The sequence below is a fragment of the Novosphingobium sp. SG707 genome, from assembly GCF_012275515.1.
GTDB lineage: Bacteria > Pseudomonadota > Alphaproteobacteria > Sphingomonadales > Sphingomonadaceae > Novosphingobium.
Genome location: NZ_JAAZQL010000007.1, coordinates 1 through 14,811, shown reverse-complemented (window position 1 = coordinate 14,811; position 14,811 = coordinate 1). Strand labels below are relative to the sequence as shown.

The 14,811-nt window shown below is 60.7% G+C and carries 15 protein-coding genes and 4 pseudogenes; 12 read left to right on the top strand and 7 right to left on the bottom strand.

Annotation, left to right across the window (positions count from 1 at the left end; translation table 11 throughout):
* Window positions 1-7: 7 nt before the first annotated feature.
* Window positions 8-490 carry an MSMEG_0572/Sll0783 family nitrogen starvation response protein gene (locus tag FHW92_RS18370; protein WP_168604741.1) on the bottom strand — a complete coding sequence of 161 codons (483 nt, stop codon included), beginning with the start codon at window positions 488-490 and terminating at the stop codon, window positions 8-10.
* Between the two features lie 347 nt (window positions 491-837).
* On the opposite strand from FHW92_RS18370, the gene FHW92_RS18365 reads away from it, so the two are divergent.
* Both FHW92_RS18365 and FHW92_RS18360 read left to right on the top strand, forming a co-directional pair.
* A complete protein-coding gene (locus FHW92_RS18365) occupies window positions 838-2,217 on the top strand; it encodes a PLP-dependent aminotransferase family protein (protein WP_168604740.1) in 1,380 nt (459 codons plus the stop codon).
* Between the two features lie 157 nt (window positions 2,218-2,374).
* Window positions 2,375-3,221, top strand: a pseudogene (locus FHW92_RS18360) (IS630 family transposase); the annotation flags it as partial.
* Between the two features lie 3 nt (window positions 3,222-3,224).
* Here FHW92_RS18360 and FHW92_RS18355 read toward each other — a convergent pair.
* Together FHW92_RS18355 and FHW92_RS25850 are read right to left on the bottom strand one after the other, a co-directional pair.
* Window positions 3,225-3,905: a plasmid pRiA4b ORF-3 family protein gene (locus FHW92_RS18355; protein ID WP_246870268.1), complete on the bottom strand. Its 681-nt coding sequence runs from the start codon at window positions 3,903-3,905 to the stop codon at window positions 3,225-3,227.
* A 280-nt stretch (window positions 3,906-4,185) separates the two neighbouring features.
* A pseudogene (locus FHW92_RS25850) lies at window positions 4,186-5,025 on the bottom strand (IS110 family transposase).
* A 497-nt stretch (window positions 5,026-5,522) separates the two neighbouring features.
* Here FHW92_RS25850 and FHW92_RS25845 point away from each other — a divergent pair.
* Complete coding sequence (locus tag FHW92_RS25845) at window positions 5,523-5,771, top strand: hypothetical protein (protein WP_168604729.1); 249 nt, start codon at window positions 5,523-5,525, stop codon at window positions 5,769-5,771.
* 79 nt (window positions 5,772-5,850) lie between these two features.
* Here the strand turns inward: FHW92_RS25845 and FHW92_RS18335 are convergent, their stop codons facing one another.
* Complete coding sequence (locus FHW92_RS18335) at window positions 5,851-6,906, bottom strand: IS110 family transposase (protein ID WP_168604739.1); 1,056 nt, start codon at window positions 6,904-6,906, stop codon at window positions 5,851-5,853.
* A gap of 43 nt (window positions 6,907-6,949) precedes the next feature.
* Here FHW92_RS18335 and FHW92_RS18330 point away from each other — a divergent pair.
* From FHW92_RS18330 to FHW92_RS18305, 7 genes and pseudogenes are all read left to right on the top strand, one after another.
* Window positions 6,950-7,251 (top strand): annotated as a pseudogene (locus tag FHW92_RS18330) (IS3 family transposase); the annotation flags it as partial.
* A gap of 71 nt (window positions 7,252-7,322) precedes the next feature.
* Window positions 7,323-7,436: pseudogene (locus tag FHW92_RS18325) on the top strand (pyruvate, phosphate dikinase); the annotation flags it as partial.
* A 381-nt stretch (window positions 7,437-7,817) separates the two neighbouring features.
* On the top strand, window positions 7,818-8,147 hold the full coding sequence (locus FHW92_RS18320; protein WP_210428586.1) for a hypothetical protein: 330 nt from the start codon (window positions 7,818-7,820) through the stop codon (window positions 8,145-8,147).
* Between the two features lie 25 nt (window positions 8,148-8,172).
* Window positions 8,173-9,084 carry a 2-dehydropantoate 2-reductase gene (locus FHW92_RS18315; protein WP_168604736.1) on the top strand — a complete coding sequence of 304 codons (912 nt, stop codon included), beginning with the start codon at window positions 8,173-8,175 and terminating at the stop codon, window positions 9,082-9,084.
* Window positions 9,084-9,383 (top strand): thiamine pyrophosphate-binding protein, encoded by a 300-nt coding sequence (locus tag FHW92_RS25840; protein WP_246870267.1) that lies wholly within the window; start codon window positions 9,084-9,086, stop codon window positions 9,381-9,383. The genes FHW92_RS18315 and FHW92_RS25840 overlap by 1 nt, the downstream gene beginning before the upstream one ends.
* Window positions 9,377-10,621, top strand: a complete 1,245-nt coding sequence (locus FHW92_RS18310; protein WP_349237708.1) for an acetolactate synthase — start codon at window positions 9,377-9,379, stop codon at window positions 10,619-10,621. Before FHW92_RS25840 ends, FHW92_RS18310 begins: the two co-directional genes overlap by 7 nt.
* On the top strand, window positions 10,621-11,949 hold the full coding sequence (locus tag FHW92_RS18305; protein WP_168604735.1) for an MFS transporter: 1,329 nt from the start codon (window positions 10,621-10,623) through the stop codon (window positions 11,947-11,949). The genes FHW92_RS18310 and FHW92_RS18305 overlap by 1 nt, the downstream gene beginning before the upstream one ends.
* A gap of 77 nt (window positions 11,950-12,026) precedes the next feature.
* On the opposite strand, the gene FHW92_RS18300 is transcribed toward FHW92_RS18305, so the two are convergent.
* A complete protein-coding gene (locus FHW92_RS18300) occupies window positions 12,027-12,167 on the bottom strand; it encodes a hypothetical protein (protein ID WP_168604734.1) in 141 nt (46 codons plus the stop codon).
* 56 nt (window positions 12,168-12,223) lie between these two features.
* Between FHW92_RS18300 and FHW92_RS18295 the strand changes: the two genes are divergently transcribed.
* Window positions 12,224-12,565: a MarR family transcriptional regulator gene (locus FHW92_RS18295; protein ID WP_168604733.1), complete on the top strand. Its 342-nt coding sequence runs from the start codon at window positions 12,224-12,226 to the stop codon at window positions 12,563-12,565.
* Between the two features lie 39 nt (window positions 12,566-12,604).
* Here FHW92_RS18295 and FHW92_RS18290 read toward each other — a convergent pair whose 3' ends face one another.
* Together FHW92_RS18290 and FHW92_RS18285 are read right to left on the bottom strand one after the other, a co-directional pair.
* Entirely contained in the window at window positions 12,605-13,105 is a 501-nt protein-coding gene (locus FHW92_RS18290; protein ID WP_168604732.1) for an aromatic-ring-hydroxylating dioxygenase subunit beta, read from the bottom strand.
* The gene (locus FHW92_RS18285; RefSeq protein ID WP_168604731.1) at window positions 13,102-14,439 is read right to left on the bottom strand and encodes an aromatic ring-hydroxylating dioxygenase subunit alpha; all 1,338 of its coding nucleotides are present in this window, start codon (window positions 14,437-14,439) and stop codon (window positions 13,102-13,104) included. The genes FHW92_RS18290 and FHW92_RS18285 overlap by 4 nt, the downstream gene beginning before the upstream one ends.
* A gap of 127 nt (window positions 14,440-14,566) precedes the next feature.
* On the opposite strand from FHW92_RS18285, the gene FHW92_RS18280 reads away from it, so the two are divergent.
* On the top strand, window positions 14,567-14,752 hold the full coding sequence (locus FHW92_RS18280; RefSeq protein ID WP_168604730.1) for a LysR family transcriptional regulator: 186 nt from the start codon (window positions 14,567-14,569) through the stop codon (window positions 14,750-14,752).
* The last annotated feature ends 59 nt before the right edge of the window (window positions 14,753-14,811 follow it).

Below are 14,811 nucleotides of genomic sequence, written 5' to 3'. Positions count from 1 at the left end.
ATCTCCCTTAAAGCGTCCAGGTGTCGAGGATGAAGGCGTTGTCGCGGCGGTGGAGCAGGATGAGGTCCAGCACGTCCTGCGGCGCGATGGGGCGGATGCCGGGGATCAGCGCGCCTTCGCCGTGGCCATAGAGCGCCTGAAGGCTAAAGCGGCAGGCATAGACCTTGCCGCCTTCCTTCATGAATTTTTCGATCTGGTTGTTTATGGCCAGATGGCCGGGAAACGCTTCATCGCCCAGCTTGGGAAAGCCGCGCTGGATACCCAGCGTGACGCCCGGGCCATAGAGCAGCACGCTGGTTTCGAAACCTTTGCGCTGCAGGCGGGTGGCCTGAAGCAGGTTCACAAGGCCGACCGATCCTTCAAACGCGACGGTGTGGAAGGTAACCAGCGCCTTTTCACCGGGCTCGGCCTTGACGTCCTCAAAGACCTTCTCCTCGTAATCGACAAGGAAATCACCCTTTTGGTTGGGGGCGACAGTGACGGTGGGCATGGTCTTTCTCCAGATTCTGTTTCGGGGTCCCGTTCGGGATGGATACAGGCTGTCGAAAGGAAGTTTTACAGTCAATTGGCCGAAGTGAATGCAGTCATAAAATGCATTCAATATCGCTTTTGTTGCGCGGCAAAGAGTTCTATTTGGGCGGTGAATGGAAATTGGTGGAAATATAAAATCGCGAATGAGAGGACGAATTCGTTGAAAAATGCTGAATTTATAGGCACCCGCTACAGCTGGCTGCATAAATATGGGGCATATGTTGCGAAATCATCGATCGTCCGTGATTCGCGGATTGACTGCATTTTGACTGCAAGTTATGAGGGGTCTCCACCCAAGGAGGGACCATGCCCGATTCCTGGACGCCCGATCTCGAACGCTTTGGCAAACCGCATTACAAGGCCATTGCCGATGCCATCGCCCATGACATGCAGGAGGGGCGCCTGCGCGTGTCTGATCGCCTGCCGCCCCAGCGCGATCTGGCCAAAAGGCTGGGGATCAATTTCACCACCGTCGCGCGCGGCTATGTCGAGGCGCAGAAGCGCGGCCTGATCGAATCGCGCACTGGGCAGGGCACTTTCGTGGCTGGTCAGCCCCGCAGGTTGCGTCCGGCCCAGCGCCCCTCGGTGGCCGACCTGACCATGAACCTTGCGCCGGAGCCTGAGGATCGCGCTCTGGTGGACCGAATGCAGGCCGGGTTCGTCAAGATTTCCCGCGATCTGCCCACTCTGCTGCGTTATCAGGCCTTTGGTGGCACCTATGTTCAGCGCGAGGTCGCCGGGCATTTTCTGGCGGAGCGCGGATTAACGATCCCGCCGGAAAGACTGGTGATCTGTCCCGGCACGCATCTGGCCTTTCAGGCGATCCTCCAGACGCTGACCCAGCCGGGTGATGGGCTGATGTGCGAGGCGCTGACCTATCCCGGCATCAAGGCGGTGGCGGGGCGGCTGGGGCTGCAGCTGATCGGCCTGCCGATAGACGATGAGGGGATCGAGCCGGACGCTTTCGAGGAAGCCTGCCGGATGCGCAGCGCGCGGGTGCTTTATCTCAACCCCACCCTGCTCAACCCCACCACCTCGACCTGTGGGCAGGAGCGCCGTCTGGCCATAATCGAGGTGGCGCGGCGCCATCATGTGACGATCATCGAGGACGATGCCTATAGTTCGCTTTTGCTGCGCCCGCCGCCCGCTTTTGCCAAGCTGGCGCCTGATATCACGTGGTATGTGGCCAGTTTGTCGAAATGCATCGGGGCGGGGTTGCGCATCGCCCATCTGGTCGCGCCCGATCAGCGCCAGCTCTGGCCGGTCAGCGCGATCCTGCGCACCGCCGCCGTCATGGCCTCGCCGTTGACCACCGCGCTTTCGACCCAGTGGATCGAGGACGGGACGGCGTGGCAAGTAGTTCATGCCTTACGCAGGGAATGTGCGGCAAGGCAGAAGCTCGTTGCTGAGATTCTTCCCGCCGGCACATATGTTACCAATCGGGAAGGCTTCCATCTATGGATGGCTTTGCCTGAACCATGGCAACGCTCAGCTTTCGCCGCGCGGATGCGGACCTCGGATCTGAGTGTAGTTGTCAGCGATGCCTTCACCGTTGCCGATATGCCGGTCGAAGCGGTGCGAATCTCACTCGGCGGTGTCCTAAGCCGGGCTGAATTGAGCACCGCACTGCAATTCGTCAGCCATGTTTTGGAGCATGAAACGCAAGGAGGCGTAGACTTCGCCTGATCGTCTGCGCAGGAGGTTGGATACGGTGCTGCTGCACTTCACCTCCATTCCAAGGATTGGCACGGTCAAGCTCTGCAATGACAGGTCCTGAAGCTAGTCACCTGGAACTGAAGCAAGCTACATTGCATATGCTTTCTGGTGGTAGCAGGAGGCATGGATGGTTGGTCGTCCGGCGGATGTGTTGGCGTTGAGTGCAGGCGATCGTGCGTTCCTTGAAACGCAGGTGCGGCGTCACAAAGCCCCGCGCTGTTATCAGACCGCTGCCGGATGATCCTGCTGTGCGCGGACGGGTTGCAAAGCAAGGAGGTTGCCGAGTCACTCGTGGTTCACGAACACACGGTCAGCAAGTGGCGCAATTGATTGAGCGCACGCTGAACACCACGCCCAAGAATACCACGCACTGGTCGATCCGGTCGATGGCGGCCGAGGCCGCGCTGTCGCACACAACAATCCGTCGGATTTGGGGCGCATTCGGCCTGCAGCCACATCGGTCGGAGACGTTCAAGCTGTCGAGCGATCCGCTGTTCGTCGACAAGGTGCAGGACATTGTCGGTCTTTACCTGTCGCCTCCGAACCGTGCGGTGGTACTGTGCGTGGACGAGAAATCGCAGATCCAGGCGCTTGATCGCGAACAGCCGCTGCTGCCCATGGCGCTTGGCGTCCCGGAGCGGCGCACCCATACCTACATCCGCAACGGCACGACATCGCTGTTCGCCGCGCTCGACATTGCCACGGGTGCCGTGATCGAAAAATGTTACAAGCGGCATCACGCGACCGAGTTCCTCGACTTTCTCAAGCAGATCGATGCGGCAATGCCCGAAGGTCCCGAGGTCCACCTCGTGATGGACAACTATGCCACCCACAAGACGCCCCGGATCAAGGCCTGACTCGCGCGTCGTCCGCACTGGCACGTGCACTTCACGCCGACATCGGCATCCTGGATCAATCAGGTCGAACGCTGGTTCGCCGAACTGACGCGCAAGCAATTGCAGCGAGGCGTCCACCGATCAACGGTAAGCGCCGATGGAATGCGGCGTTGACGTGGCCTTTTTGGCCTTTCGTGTGCGAGGCGCCCATTTCTTTGCCAGTGCCGCAAAGCTGTCGTGGATCATATCGATGTTGGGCTTAGCATTTGGATCATGGTCGTCGCCCAGGGCATCGAGAACCTCTTCGTGATGCTCATGGGCCGGATCTGCAAGCGCTTCCAGCTTCTCGGCGTAACCCCAGGGACCGCCTGAATCCTCTGGTGGCCGCATGCCCGTGGCGGCGATCAAACGCGGATAGCTGCCATGGGGATCGGCAGGGGCGATGCCCTGGATCTTGACGCTGTGCTCCCACGTATCGCCAAAGTCATAGAGGTAACGGAAGGTCTTGCCTCGCATGCCCTCGAGTGCCTGAGCCAAGGTCGTTTTGTGGGCATTAAGCGGGCCGTCAAAGCCGTAAGACGGATCGGGGATCCCGAAGCCCGTATGGCCAAAGGTCAATTTCCACAGGTGGCTGTCCGTCCACGCCAGCGCTGCCTGGAAGACGCTGTGCAGCCGGTCGAGGCGGATGCCCAACGGCACTTCGATGACGCGGCTCACCACCGGCGTCACATCATCCAGCGTGATCGTCATCCGTGCGACGAAGGCGTTGCTCAAGCGGCCTGCTCCAGGTTCTGGATCCCGTTTGCCGCCTGCCAGTTCCATATGTGGACGGCTCCCTCTTGCAAGGGCTGAACGGAAAATTTGATCGGATCGCTTGCTTCCATATGTCCGGCCTTTCGGTGCGGTCGCACGTGACCGCTGGCCAAGATGGTTTCCGCGGTGTGTGTTCCCAACAAGGCAGCGGCCTGTGATGGCCACTGGAACTGACGGAGTGTCACACGCCTCGGATCGATCGATCGCACCATCTGCTCTCTTCATGCAAGATCACGGATCAGCTCAGTACGATAGCATTGATATTTTGCTCATCGTCCCTGGCTAATTCTTATGCTGCTACCGCAGTTAGCGCGGGCGACGCGACGCACTGGTATCGCTCGCCGCTCACCATGAGTTTCCACGCGACACGTGCGGCTTTGTTAGCAACGGCAACCGCAACGAGCTTAGGCGATTTTCGTGCAATCAAGCCGATAAGCCATGGTGTGAGATTCCTGCCTCGCCCATTGCGGGCGTGCTGAACGACTGCGGTGGCTCCGACCACGAGCGTGCTTCTGAGAAGCTCGTCACCAGCGCGCGTGATAACGCCGTGTCTTGTCTTGCCGGCGGTCGAGTGATCTTTGGGAGTGAGGCCCATCCATGCCGCAAAATCCCGACCGGATTAGAATAGATGCGGATCGGGCGTTTTCATCATGAGCAAGGTCGCGCCGATAGGCCCAACGCCGGGAATTTTGGCCAGTCGCTGACTGCATTCGTCGTTGCGGTGCCATTCCATCAGCTTCGCGTCGATCCGTTCGATCTCGCGCTGGAGCTGCGCGTATTCCTTTGCCTGCAGCGCAAAAAGTTCGCGCGCCAATTCGGGTATCGCTTCATCTGCCGCAATGCGGTCAAGAAGCGGTACGACGCGACATGCATCCGTCGCTGCGGTGATGCCGAACTCCGCGCCATACCCTCGTATAGCGTTGACGAGCTGGGTGCCCTTCTGGATGAGCCTTTCGCGCACCCCGACCAACATGAGCGTCGCCTGTTGTTCTGCAGTCTTGACGGGAACGAAGCGCATTGTTGGGCGGCTTACCGCTTCGCAGAGAGCTTCTGCATCCGCTGCATCGACGCCATGCAGTTGAAAAACGTTCTTTGATGTATCCATGCCTATGCGGGTAATTTGCTCCACGGGCGGCTCCCTCGATTGAGTCTTGCAACGCACTCACTCTGGCACATTGCGATGCCGTTGGGAGCCGTCCACCCCAACAAGGGAGCAATTCGTCGATCCGGTTGATGGGATGATTGCCGATACGCGCGATGACGTCGGTGAACCAGGCCTCGGGCTCCACACCGTTAAGGCGACAGGTCTCGACGAGGGAATAGAACAGCGCCGAGGCGTCTCCGCCCTTGGTCGAGCCCACGAACATCCAGTTGCGGCGGCCGAGGGCAACACCACGCAGGGCATTCTCGACAAGGTTGTTGCAGATCTCGAGCAGGCCATTGTCGCAATAGCGGGTCATCGCCACCCAACGATTGAGCGGATAGCGGCATGCCTTCGCCAGCGCGCTGTCTGACGACAACCCGCGCATCTGTGCTTCGAGCCATGGCCGCAAGGCAGTCAGCTTCGGGGCGGCCAGTTGCTGGCGCCCCCCCCCCCCCCGCCGTTCGTCCGGTGGCGCGCCCTTGATGTCGCGCTCGATCGCAAACAACTCGCCGATCCTCACGACGGCCTCTGCCGCGACCGGCGACGGGTTCTTGGCCAGGATATCGGTAAACTTGCGCCGGAAATGCGCCTTATGTCGAGTTCGACATAAGGCGCATTTCCGGCGCAAGATATTCGAGAACCATCAGACCAGCCCGATGCCGCTCACCACGGCGCTGCTCGACCTTTACGCTATCGAGGCTGCCTCGTTCTGGCTGCGGACATGGGAGTAGCCCGTCCAAATTCTTGCCCGAGGACTCCTTCACCGCTCCCTTACCATCTTCCTCTGCCGAAGGCGGCATGCACCCGTTTTCAGGCGGGCGCCGCTCCCGGCGCCGGCTCGTACCGGCGCGCAAGATCCCAGATGAAGCCGACGAGCTCTCGGGCGACAGCTGTGACCGCGAGGTTGCTCTTCTTCCCGCGGCCGACCAGCTTTCGATACCGGCAGTTGAGGCGAAGCTGGGCTTTCCATGCTATGTCTTTGGCTTCTTGCGGCACGTCTGTCTTTTGCTTTTCCATGAACTGGCCGACCTTTGGCGTCGTTCGGTAGCACCGAGCGGCTTCGAACAGCAGCGCCCGCATATCCGTGTTGCCTGCCTTTGTGATTCCGCGGGGCCGAATGGAGCCACCGCTAGAGTGCTCGCCGGGAACCAGCCCCAGATACGCCATGAGTTTGCGCGGGCTGGCAAAGCGGGAGAACTCACCGACCTCCGCCACGATAGTCGCCGCGATAACCATCCCGACCCCCTTTAGTCCCTGCAATGCAGGGACCACAGGTCCCAGAGACCAGTCAGGTATGATGGCCGCGATTTGATCTTCCAGTTCTTTTTTGCGTGAGTCAGCCTGGGCAAGGCGATTCAGATAGCTCTGGAATGCGATTTGCTGGCCCCTGTGCTCAAAACGCCGATCTGCAAGCCAAGATCTGTGGCGACAGGACCACGGCTTCCCTTTGTAACGCAGGCCATGTTTGAGTAAAAACATCTGAATCTGGGCACGGGCCTTCCGGGCATCATGAGATGCTAAATGCCGAGCTCTAACCAGGTCGCGCATGGCCTCATGAGTGGGGTCGGGCACCCAAACGTACGTCAGTTCGCCAGCCCGAAGAAGACGGGCAAGCATCATCGCGTCACGCGTATCGTTCTTTTGGCGATTGCCCGGACGAACGGGAGTATGGCTGGGAGCAACAATCCGACAGTCGAAACCCAGATCCGCAAGTTGGCGATATACGCCGTACCCGCATGGGCCAGCCTCGTACACAAATTCCATCCGATTATGGCGACCCGTCAGCTTCCGAGCCAATTTGGCAATCGCGTCAGGTTCGTTGGGGATAACGCCGATAAGGCGAACCTCCCCGTCTCGCCCAGCCATCGCATCACTTCAGAAGTCCGTCGCCCCTGCCTGTGAGCATCACGGGTTAAGCGAGCGTCGGGTGTGCCAACTGGGCGGTGTGAGCCGCAGAGTGGTTCGGTATCGCTCCACCAGACCGGACGATGGGCCCTTGAGACAGCGGTTGCGCGAACTGGCGGCTGAACGTCGCCGGTTCGGTTGTCGCCGTCTGGGCTATCTGCTGGCGCGAAGGGGCATGACGCCCAATCACAAGAAACTGCTGCGCATCTACCGCGAGGGAGGATTGCGCGTGCGACGTCTTGGCGGCCGCAAGCTGGCGCTGGGTACGTGCAGGTCGATGGTGCTGCCAGATGGGCGAGCCAGCGGTGATCGTTCGACTTCGTCTCCGACAGCCTGATCTGCGGTCTGCGCTTCCGCATCCTGTGCGGGGGTAATGGACGCCCGCCGATGTCTACTTCGGCCGCGATCGGCAGGTCCACGCCCAACGCGCCGCCAGCAAGAAGCAGACCATCGAACATCGGCGCTTGCAGCACCGCAAACTCGCCGCCTGAAAGACAACCCCAGACGAGGCCTGCTCTCCGTTACAGTGCTGCCCATTTTGCGCCAAATGTTTCGGCGACAGACATAAAAATAGTTTGCTATAAAACAAAAATGCCGTATTGATGGGCTAAGGCTATAATAGCGCCGGCGATAAGGAGTTTGGGGAAATGAGGCTTGCAGGGATGGTGGCAAATCTCGATGAATCTGTCTGCGATGGGTGTGAATGAGCCATGGCTTGTGTTGGTTCGGCTCAACGCAATGTAACGGATGTGGAAGGCGCTTCTACATTGCGGGGCCTGATAACGATCGCTCCACGTGGTGCTGCCCACAACACAGTCAAACTCATGCCAGTCAAATCGATAGCGGCCGTTAGTTTTCAAGGTGCATTGCATATGGTGACGGCACTTGGTTTGCTGCAATGGCTCTGCCTCAAATGCATGCGCTCACTTAAGAAAATTGGCGCGAAGGCGAGCCTGAGGGGACTTTGCGGAGAGAGGTGCGGCCTGGAAATAATCCCCAACCTCAAGCATCTTGAAGTCCACTCCCCGATCCCGACGCAGCATATTGGCGCGACGTGTGAGGCCAAATCCGCGATCAAGGGCACCTCATTCAGCGGCCAGTATACCAAGATATCGCAGTCCAACTGCACGCACAAAACATTTATCCTTGAGATCAACGTGGTCCGTCAAGACATGCCATGCCAGTGGGCCAGTGGCTTGTGACAGTTCTGACCCGAAAGGCAACGGCATGAAGGTCGTGGTTGTGGGTGCAGGGGCGATGGGCACCCTGTTTGGAGGGCGTCTTGCACGGGCCGGGCATCAGGTGGTGTTTGTGGACACCGATCCGGCCCGCGTTGCCGCCATTGCCGTCGATGGGGTGTGGGAAAACGACAGCCCCGCCCTCTGCGAGGCAGCCTTGCCCGGCGTGGTGCAGGGCGAGGCCGACCTGCTGATCCTGTTCACCAAGGCCCAACATACCGCCGCCGCCATGGCGCAGAATGCGGGAGCTTTGCGGCCCGATGGCATGGTGCTGACGCTGCAAAATGGCCTTGGCAATGATGCGGCGATTGCCAGCGTGGTAGGGAGCGACCGGGTGCTGGTGGGCATCACCAACTGGCCCGCCGATCTGCTCGGTCATGGCCGCATCCATGTGGCGGGCCACGGCATGGTCAAGCTGTGGAGCCTCATCGGTGAGGATATCCCGGTGATCCACACCATTGCGGAGGCATTGGCCCAAGCCGACCTTGGCGCGATGGCTGAGCCATCGGTCACCGTTGCCATCTGGGAAAAGGTGATTTTCAACGCCGCTCTCAACGGCATCTGCGCCCTGACGCGGATGACGGTTGGGCAGGTCGGCGACTTCCTCCCCGCCCGCGATCTCGCATCGCAGGTGGTGGAGGAAGGGATCGCCACCGCGCTAGCCAATGGTGTGGCTGTCGATGGTGACAGGGTGCGCCAATCCGTTGAATTCGCCATGGCTAACCACCGCGCTCACAAGCCCTCAATGCTTCAGGATGTCGAGGCAAGCCGTCCTACCGAAGTTGATGCCATTCAAGGCGGCTTGCTGGCTGCGGCCGATCGCCATGGCGTGGCATCGCCTGCCCTTGCCCATTGCACCGCGCTGTTGCGCAGCCTCGACCACGTCGTCCGGAGTTCTTGATGTATAACACCGCCACCGCCTTTCTCGAAGCCCTTGTCGAGCAAGCCATCACCCACGCTTTCGTCAATCTGGGCAGCGACCATCCCGGACTGGTCGAGGCAATCGCAGAAGCGCGAGCCAACGGGCGCCCGGTGCCCACCATGATCACCTGCCCCAACGAGATGGTGGCGCTGACCATCGCCCATGGCCACACCCAGATCAGAAGCCAGCCGCAGGCGGTGATCATCCACGTTGAATGCGGCACACAGGCGCTGGCGTGCGTGGTGCACAATGCCGCCATGGCGCGCTTCCCGTGCTGATCTTCGCAGGCTCCTCGCCTTTTACGCAGCAAGGCGAGATGTTGGGCAGCCGCAATGAATTCATCCAGCGGATTCAGTACGTGCATGACCAGCGAGGACTGGTGCGCGGCTATATGCGCTATGACAATGAAATCCGCACCGGCGCCAACGTGAAGCAAGTGGTGCACCGCGCCATGCAATACGCCAAGTCGGACCCCAAGGGCCCGGTCTATCTGATGGCCCCGCGCGAAGTGCTCGAAGCGCCTTGCGAGCCGGTGAGCGTCGATATACATCGCTGGCAGCCGGTGACGCCGCCCGCGCTTGCAGCGCAGGATGTACGTTTTCTGGCCGAACGATTGGCTGCGGCCAAGCGACCGCTGATCGTCACCTCCTATTGGGGGCGCAACACGGCGGCGGTCGCGGCCCTGGAAGTGCTTTGTACGCAAGCGGGCTTGGGCGTGGTGGAATCGGTGCCCAGCTACGTCGACCTGCCGCATGACAGCCTGTTTTATCTTGGCAATTACTGGAACAATCCTGAGCAAAACGCAGACCTTGCCGCCGCCGATCTGGTGCTGGTGGTGGACAGCGACGTGCCGTGGATACCGATCAAGAGCAAGCCGTCAGACAGCGCAGAGATCTATGACATCGCCAACGACCCGCTGAAGGAGCAGATGCCATTGTGGTATATCGAGCCGCATCGCAGTTTTCGTGCCGATGCCGCTCAGGCCTTGCAGGCGATTGGCGAGGCGCTGGCCGCGCTGGCGCCCGATGCCGATGCGCTGGCGGAAAAGACTGGTCACTACGCCGCACGCGGCGCCGCACGCCGCGCCCGCGTGGCGCAGGAAGAAACGCAGGGCCCGGGTTTGACCACTGCCTGCCCGATTGCGGCTTTGCGCGGCCAGTTTGATGATCAGACCATCGTGATGGACGAGGGGATCACCAACTATCGGCCGGTGTTCGACCATCTGGCCACCGCCCGCGCCGGCAGCATGTTTGCCAGCGGCGGCGGTTCGCTGGGCTGGAACGCGCCGCGCCATTCCGCTTTGGCCGTTCATCCCGACGGCTATGCCAGCAAGGCCAATGACCTTGACCTCAGCTTTTCGCCGGCGCCCGATTATGGCGCGATCGCGGCTGCGTCAGGCGGCGCGGCGACCTTTGTGGTTGACCACGACAGCGATCTTGATGCGGTGTTGAGCCAAGCTTTCGCCGTGTTGACGAATGAGCATCGAACCGTGGTTGTTGAGGCGAGGTTGGGCTAATGGCGTTTGCAGAGGAACCATCGGCTGTTGCCACTTTGATCGATGAGCGCTCTTGGGGCCTGCGGCAAAAGCTGCTGCTGGCGCTGGTGTCGCTGGCCATCCTGCTGGATGGGTTTGATAACCAATCGCTTGGCTTTGCCTTGCCTGTGCTGATGAAGGACTGGGGGGTCGCCAAGGCGGCGCTGGGCGGGGCGCTGGCGGCCGCGCAGTTCGGTATGCTGATCGGTGCGATCAGCGGCGGCATGGTGGGCGACAGGTTCGGCCGCAAGCTGGCTCTGGTCGCCAGCGTCGTGCTGTTTGGTGTCGGCACCTTGCTGATCGGGTTTGTCCATACGCCGATGCAACTGGCAGGCTTGCGCTTTGCTGCGGGTCTTGGGCTGGGGGCGGCTTTCCCCAATGTGGCGGCCTTGGCGGCGGAATTCACGCCTACGCGCTATCGCAGCCTTGCGGTCATTCTCTCGATCGTCTGCGTGCCGTTGGGCGGCGTGGTGGGCGGCATGGCGGCCGCGGCGGTATTGCCCGTGATGGGCTGGCAGGCCTTGTTTGTGCTGGCGGGGGGCTGCACGCTGGCGCTGGCGGTAGTCTTGGCGCTGATCTTGCCGGAATCGTTGACCTTTTTGATCGCGCGCGGGGCAGATTCGGTTCAGATCGCGCGCAGCCTGCGCCGTATGGGGCTGGATGATGGAGCCAGCTTGCTCCCGCCTTCCACCGGTACGGGAGAGGAGCGCTCAATGCCGCTCTCCACCGTCTTGGCGCCCGGATGGCGGGCAGACAGCCTTCTGCTGTGGACCGCTTTCTTCTTCTCACTGATCTCGGTTTATGCGGCGTTCAACTGGCTGCCCACACTGCTGGCCGAAAACGGGCTCGACGTGGCTCAGGCCGCGCAGGGGTTGGCGGCCTTCAATATGGGCGGCGTTATCACGGCGCTGGTTTGTGGCGCCCTGATGGGACGCTATGGCTCGCTTCGAGTGATGGGGGGGATGGCGCTGTTGGCGGTGGGCGTGGCGGCCTTGCTGGCGATGCTGGCGCATACAGCGCTGCCGCCGGCGGGCCTTTTTGCCCTGATTGCGTTGGAAGGCGGCTGTGTGAATGGGGTGCAAACCAGCCTCTATGCACTGGCGGCAAACGTCTATCCTGCCGCCTTGCGCGCGCGCGGCGTGGGGCTGGCCACCGGCATCGGGCGGCTGGGCGCCATGGCCAGCGCGCTGCTGGGCGCGATGGTGATAGGCCGGTTGGGCCTGCCCGGTTTTCATGGAGCGATTGGCGTTGGGATGGCGGTGGTGGTGCTCTGCCTGAGCCTGTTGACAAGGCATGTGCCCCGCCGCTGATTGTTCGCCGCTTGCTTTCAACTGGTTGCCTGAGCAACCGATCCGGGCTTTTCGCTGATCTGGAACCCTTGATGCCCCTATGCCGCCGTTATCAGGTTGATCACATGCTTGGCGCTGGCCGGGGGCAAGGGGCGGTCCATGGCCGCTAAGAAGCGGCGTAGCGGCGCGTCCGCTTCGGTCGAAGCGCCCAACTGGACGCGCGGGTTCAATGACGTCATCGCCTATCATTTGCGCCGGGCACAGGAAGGCCTCGTTTGCCGCCTATTCGCGCAGCTTGGGCGAAATTCATATCTGGCCGGGCGGGTATGCGCTGTTGCGCATCATCCATGACAACCCCGGCATCAACCAGACCGAACTGAGCGCGGCCAGCGGGCGCGACAAATCGACGCTGACGGCATCCTTGCGCGAATTGGGCAAGGCCGATCTGGTGCTGCGCGAACGCGACGAAATGAACAGGCGCAACTTCCGTCTGGCACTGACCGCTGCGGGCGAGGCGCTGCTGGCCGAGCTGGGTGCCAAGGCCAATGCGCACAACGCCAGGATCGATGACATCGTGGGGCCGGAGTATCGGGATATAGTTCTGGCAATTCTGAAGGAACTGTCCGCGAAATTATGAACGGCGGCCCCCGCGCTTTGGTCGACTTTGGCAGATGGATCAAACCGAATAGATGTCCGATGATGTCGCGATGACATCGTTCAACAGGATGATCTTCTTTCGGGCGATGCGGATGTTGCCATTCTCAAAGCTCAACCGATGCTCATACCGGCCAAACACGTAATCGGTGCGGTTCATCCGCGTGTCATGACGGTGGCATACGAAGGCTGAACAGACATCGGCAATCTGTCCCTCGCTGCGGGCTATGCGCACATTGCTGATCAGGTGCAGAACCCGTGCAGGCGGCCAAGAGGCGGTGGAATGGCCTGAGGTCAGGCGCATCACCCGGTCTTCCAGATTACGCCGTCCCCTGTAGTAGATCAGGGAGAGTTCACGGTCCGGGTCTTGCGTGGTCGAGACTTCGTCGCGCCAGGCGGGCATCCAGAATTCGGCATCCGGCAGATAGAGATCGAGCCAAGCGTCAAACTGCCACGTATCGAGCAGATGGGCCTCGCGGTGGAGCAGGTCTTGTGCCGCGTCGAGCGTGATGGTCGTGGTCATGCCTGCAACTCCTGCGCGATGCGGTTTGCCCATGCGCGGTAATAGCTGTGATAAAGCGTCTCGTCACAAAGCTGGGGATCGGCCAGCACGCTGCGCTCTGGCCCTAGGCCGATGAGATCGCCAAACCGATTGCCCCCCGCGATGCTGGCGGTCATGCCGCGCGCATAGCCTTGGAGCCATCTCGACATGCCTCCACCGTAGCCCATTTGACAGTTTTCGTAGGACACAGTGTCATCTGGCGTTGCCATGCCGGTCGGGTTGAAGAAATCTTCATATTGCCGGATGCGCTGGCGGCGAGCGGCGGCGCTTTCGCCCTTGGGGGCCAGACACCATGTTCTCATTTCGGTCAGGTTGGGGGCCAGGGGGCGGATTATGCGCAATTGGCTCGATGCGTTTTCCGCGATTTGCAGATTGGGAAAGATGGTGAGGTTGCGCATGTTGAACATCCAGTCGCGCTTTGCCTCGCCATGGCGCTCGGCGAGCGGACCGGCCTGTTCAAACAGCGGCGAGGCTGGCGTCACCCCGAATACGCCCCAATTCAACACGTGCCCGTTGGCGAAGCTGAAGCTGCCCCCGCCGATGCCGGTGGCATCATCCTTCCAATAATCGCTGTTTTCCCAGACCGAGGCGACCACGTCTTGGCTGAAGGTCTGCTGGCGCCGCTCCAGCACGCGGATATAGGATGGGTGGGTGGAGGTGAAATGATAGGCATCGGAGCAGTTTTCCAGCTGCAGTTTCCAGTTGGCGGCATAGGTGAAGGTGACTTGTCCGGGCACCAGTTCCATCCCCGCTTCACCCTGATCGGCCACCAGATCGAGCAATTGGACCGCCCCGCCCAGATATTCGGCCAGCGGGGGCACATCCGCAGTCAGGCTGCCAAACAGAAAGTCGCGGTATTGCCCAAAGTGCGGCAGGCGAGCCAGACCGTGGTCATCCTGATCGAAAGCGGCTGAATAGCAACCGGCCCGCTTGCTCTTGATGGCCTTGTTTCGGCCCGCACTATCAAAGCTCCAGCTGTGATAGGGGCAAACATGTAGCGGCGCGTGACCTTGGCGAAGCTGGGCCAATCGCGCGCCCTTGTGCGGGCACGCATTGATGAAAGCGCCAAGTTCTCCTTGCCCATCGCGCTGGACCAACACCGGAAAGCGACCGATCTGGGTGGTGAAATAATCATGCGGCTGTTCGGCCTGTGACGAGAGGCCCAGAAAAACCCAGCCGCCTTCGAAAATCGCCTTGATCTCGGCATCGAAGACAGACTGATCGGTGAAGATCGCCGGGTTTACGCGAAACACGCCGTCAGTCGGACGGTCATCGATATAGTCAGTGAGTGCCATGTTTCTCTCCCCAAAGCACCATACTGCCGGGTTGATCGGGCGTCATTGGCATTTTACTGGCCGCATGGATGGCATGACGGAGCATCAACGCAATTGCATATTTTATCAAAAGTCATACACTTTATGCATGACTTTTTCCGAACGCGAAATGCAGTGCTTTGTCGCGGTTGCCGAAACAGGCAGTCTTGGGCGGGCGGCGGCGCATGTCCACCTCGCGCAACCTTCACTCAGCCGCCTCGTGCAGCGCATGGAAGCGCAATCGGGCCAACCCCTGTTTTCTGTGGTTGCCGCCCGTGAGGCAAGAAGTTTCTGATCCGGTGGGTTTGTGATCGAGTGCGGTCTTCTGTCAGGCCTTTGAATGCGGCATTTCAG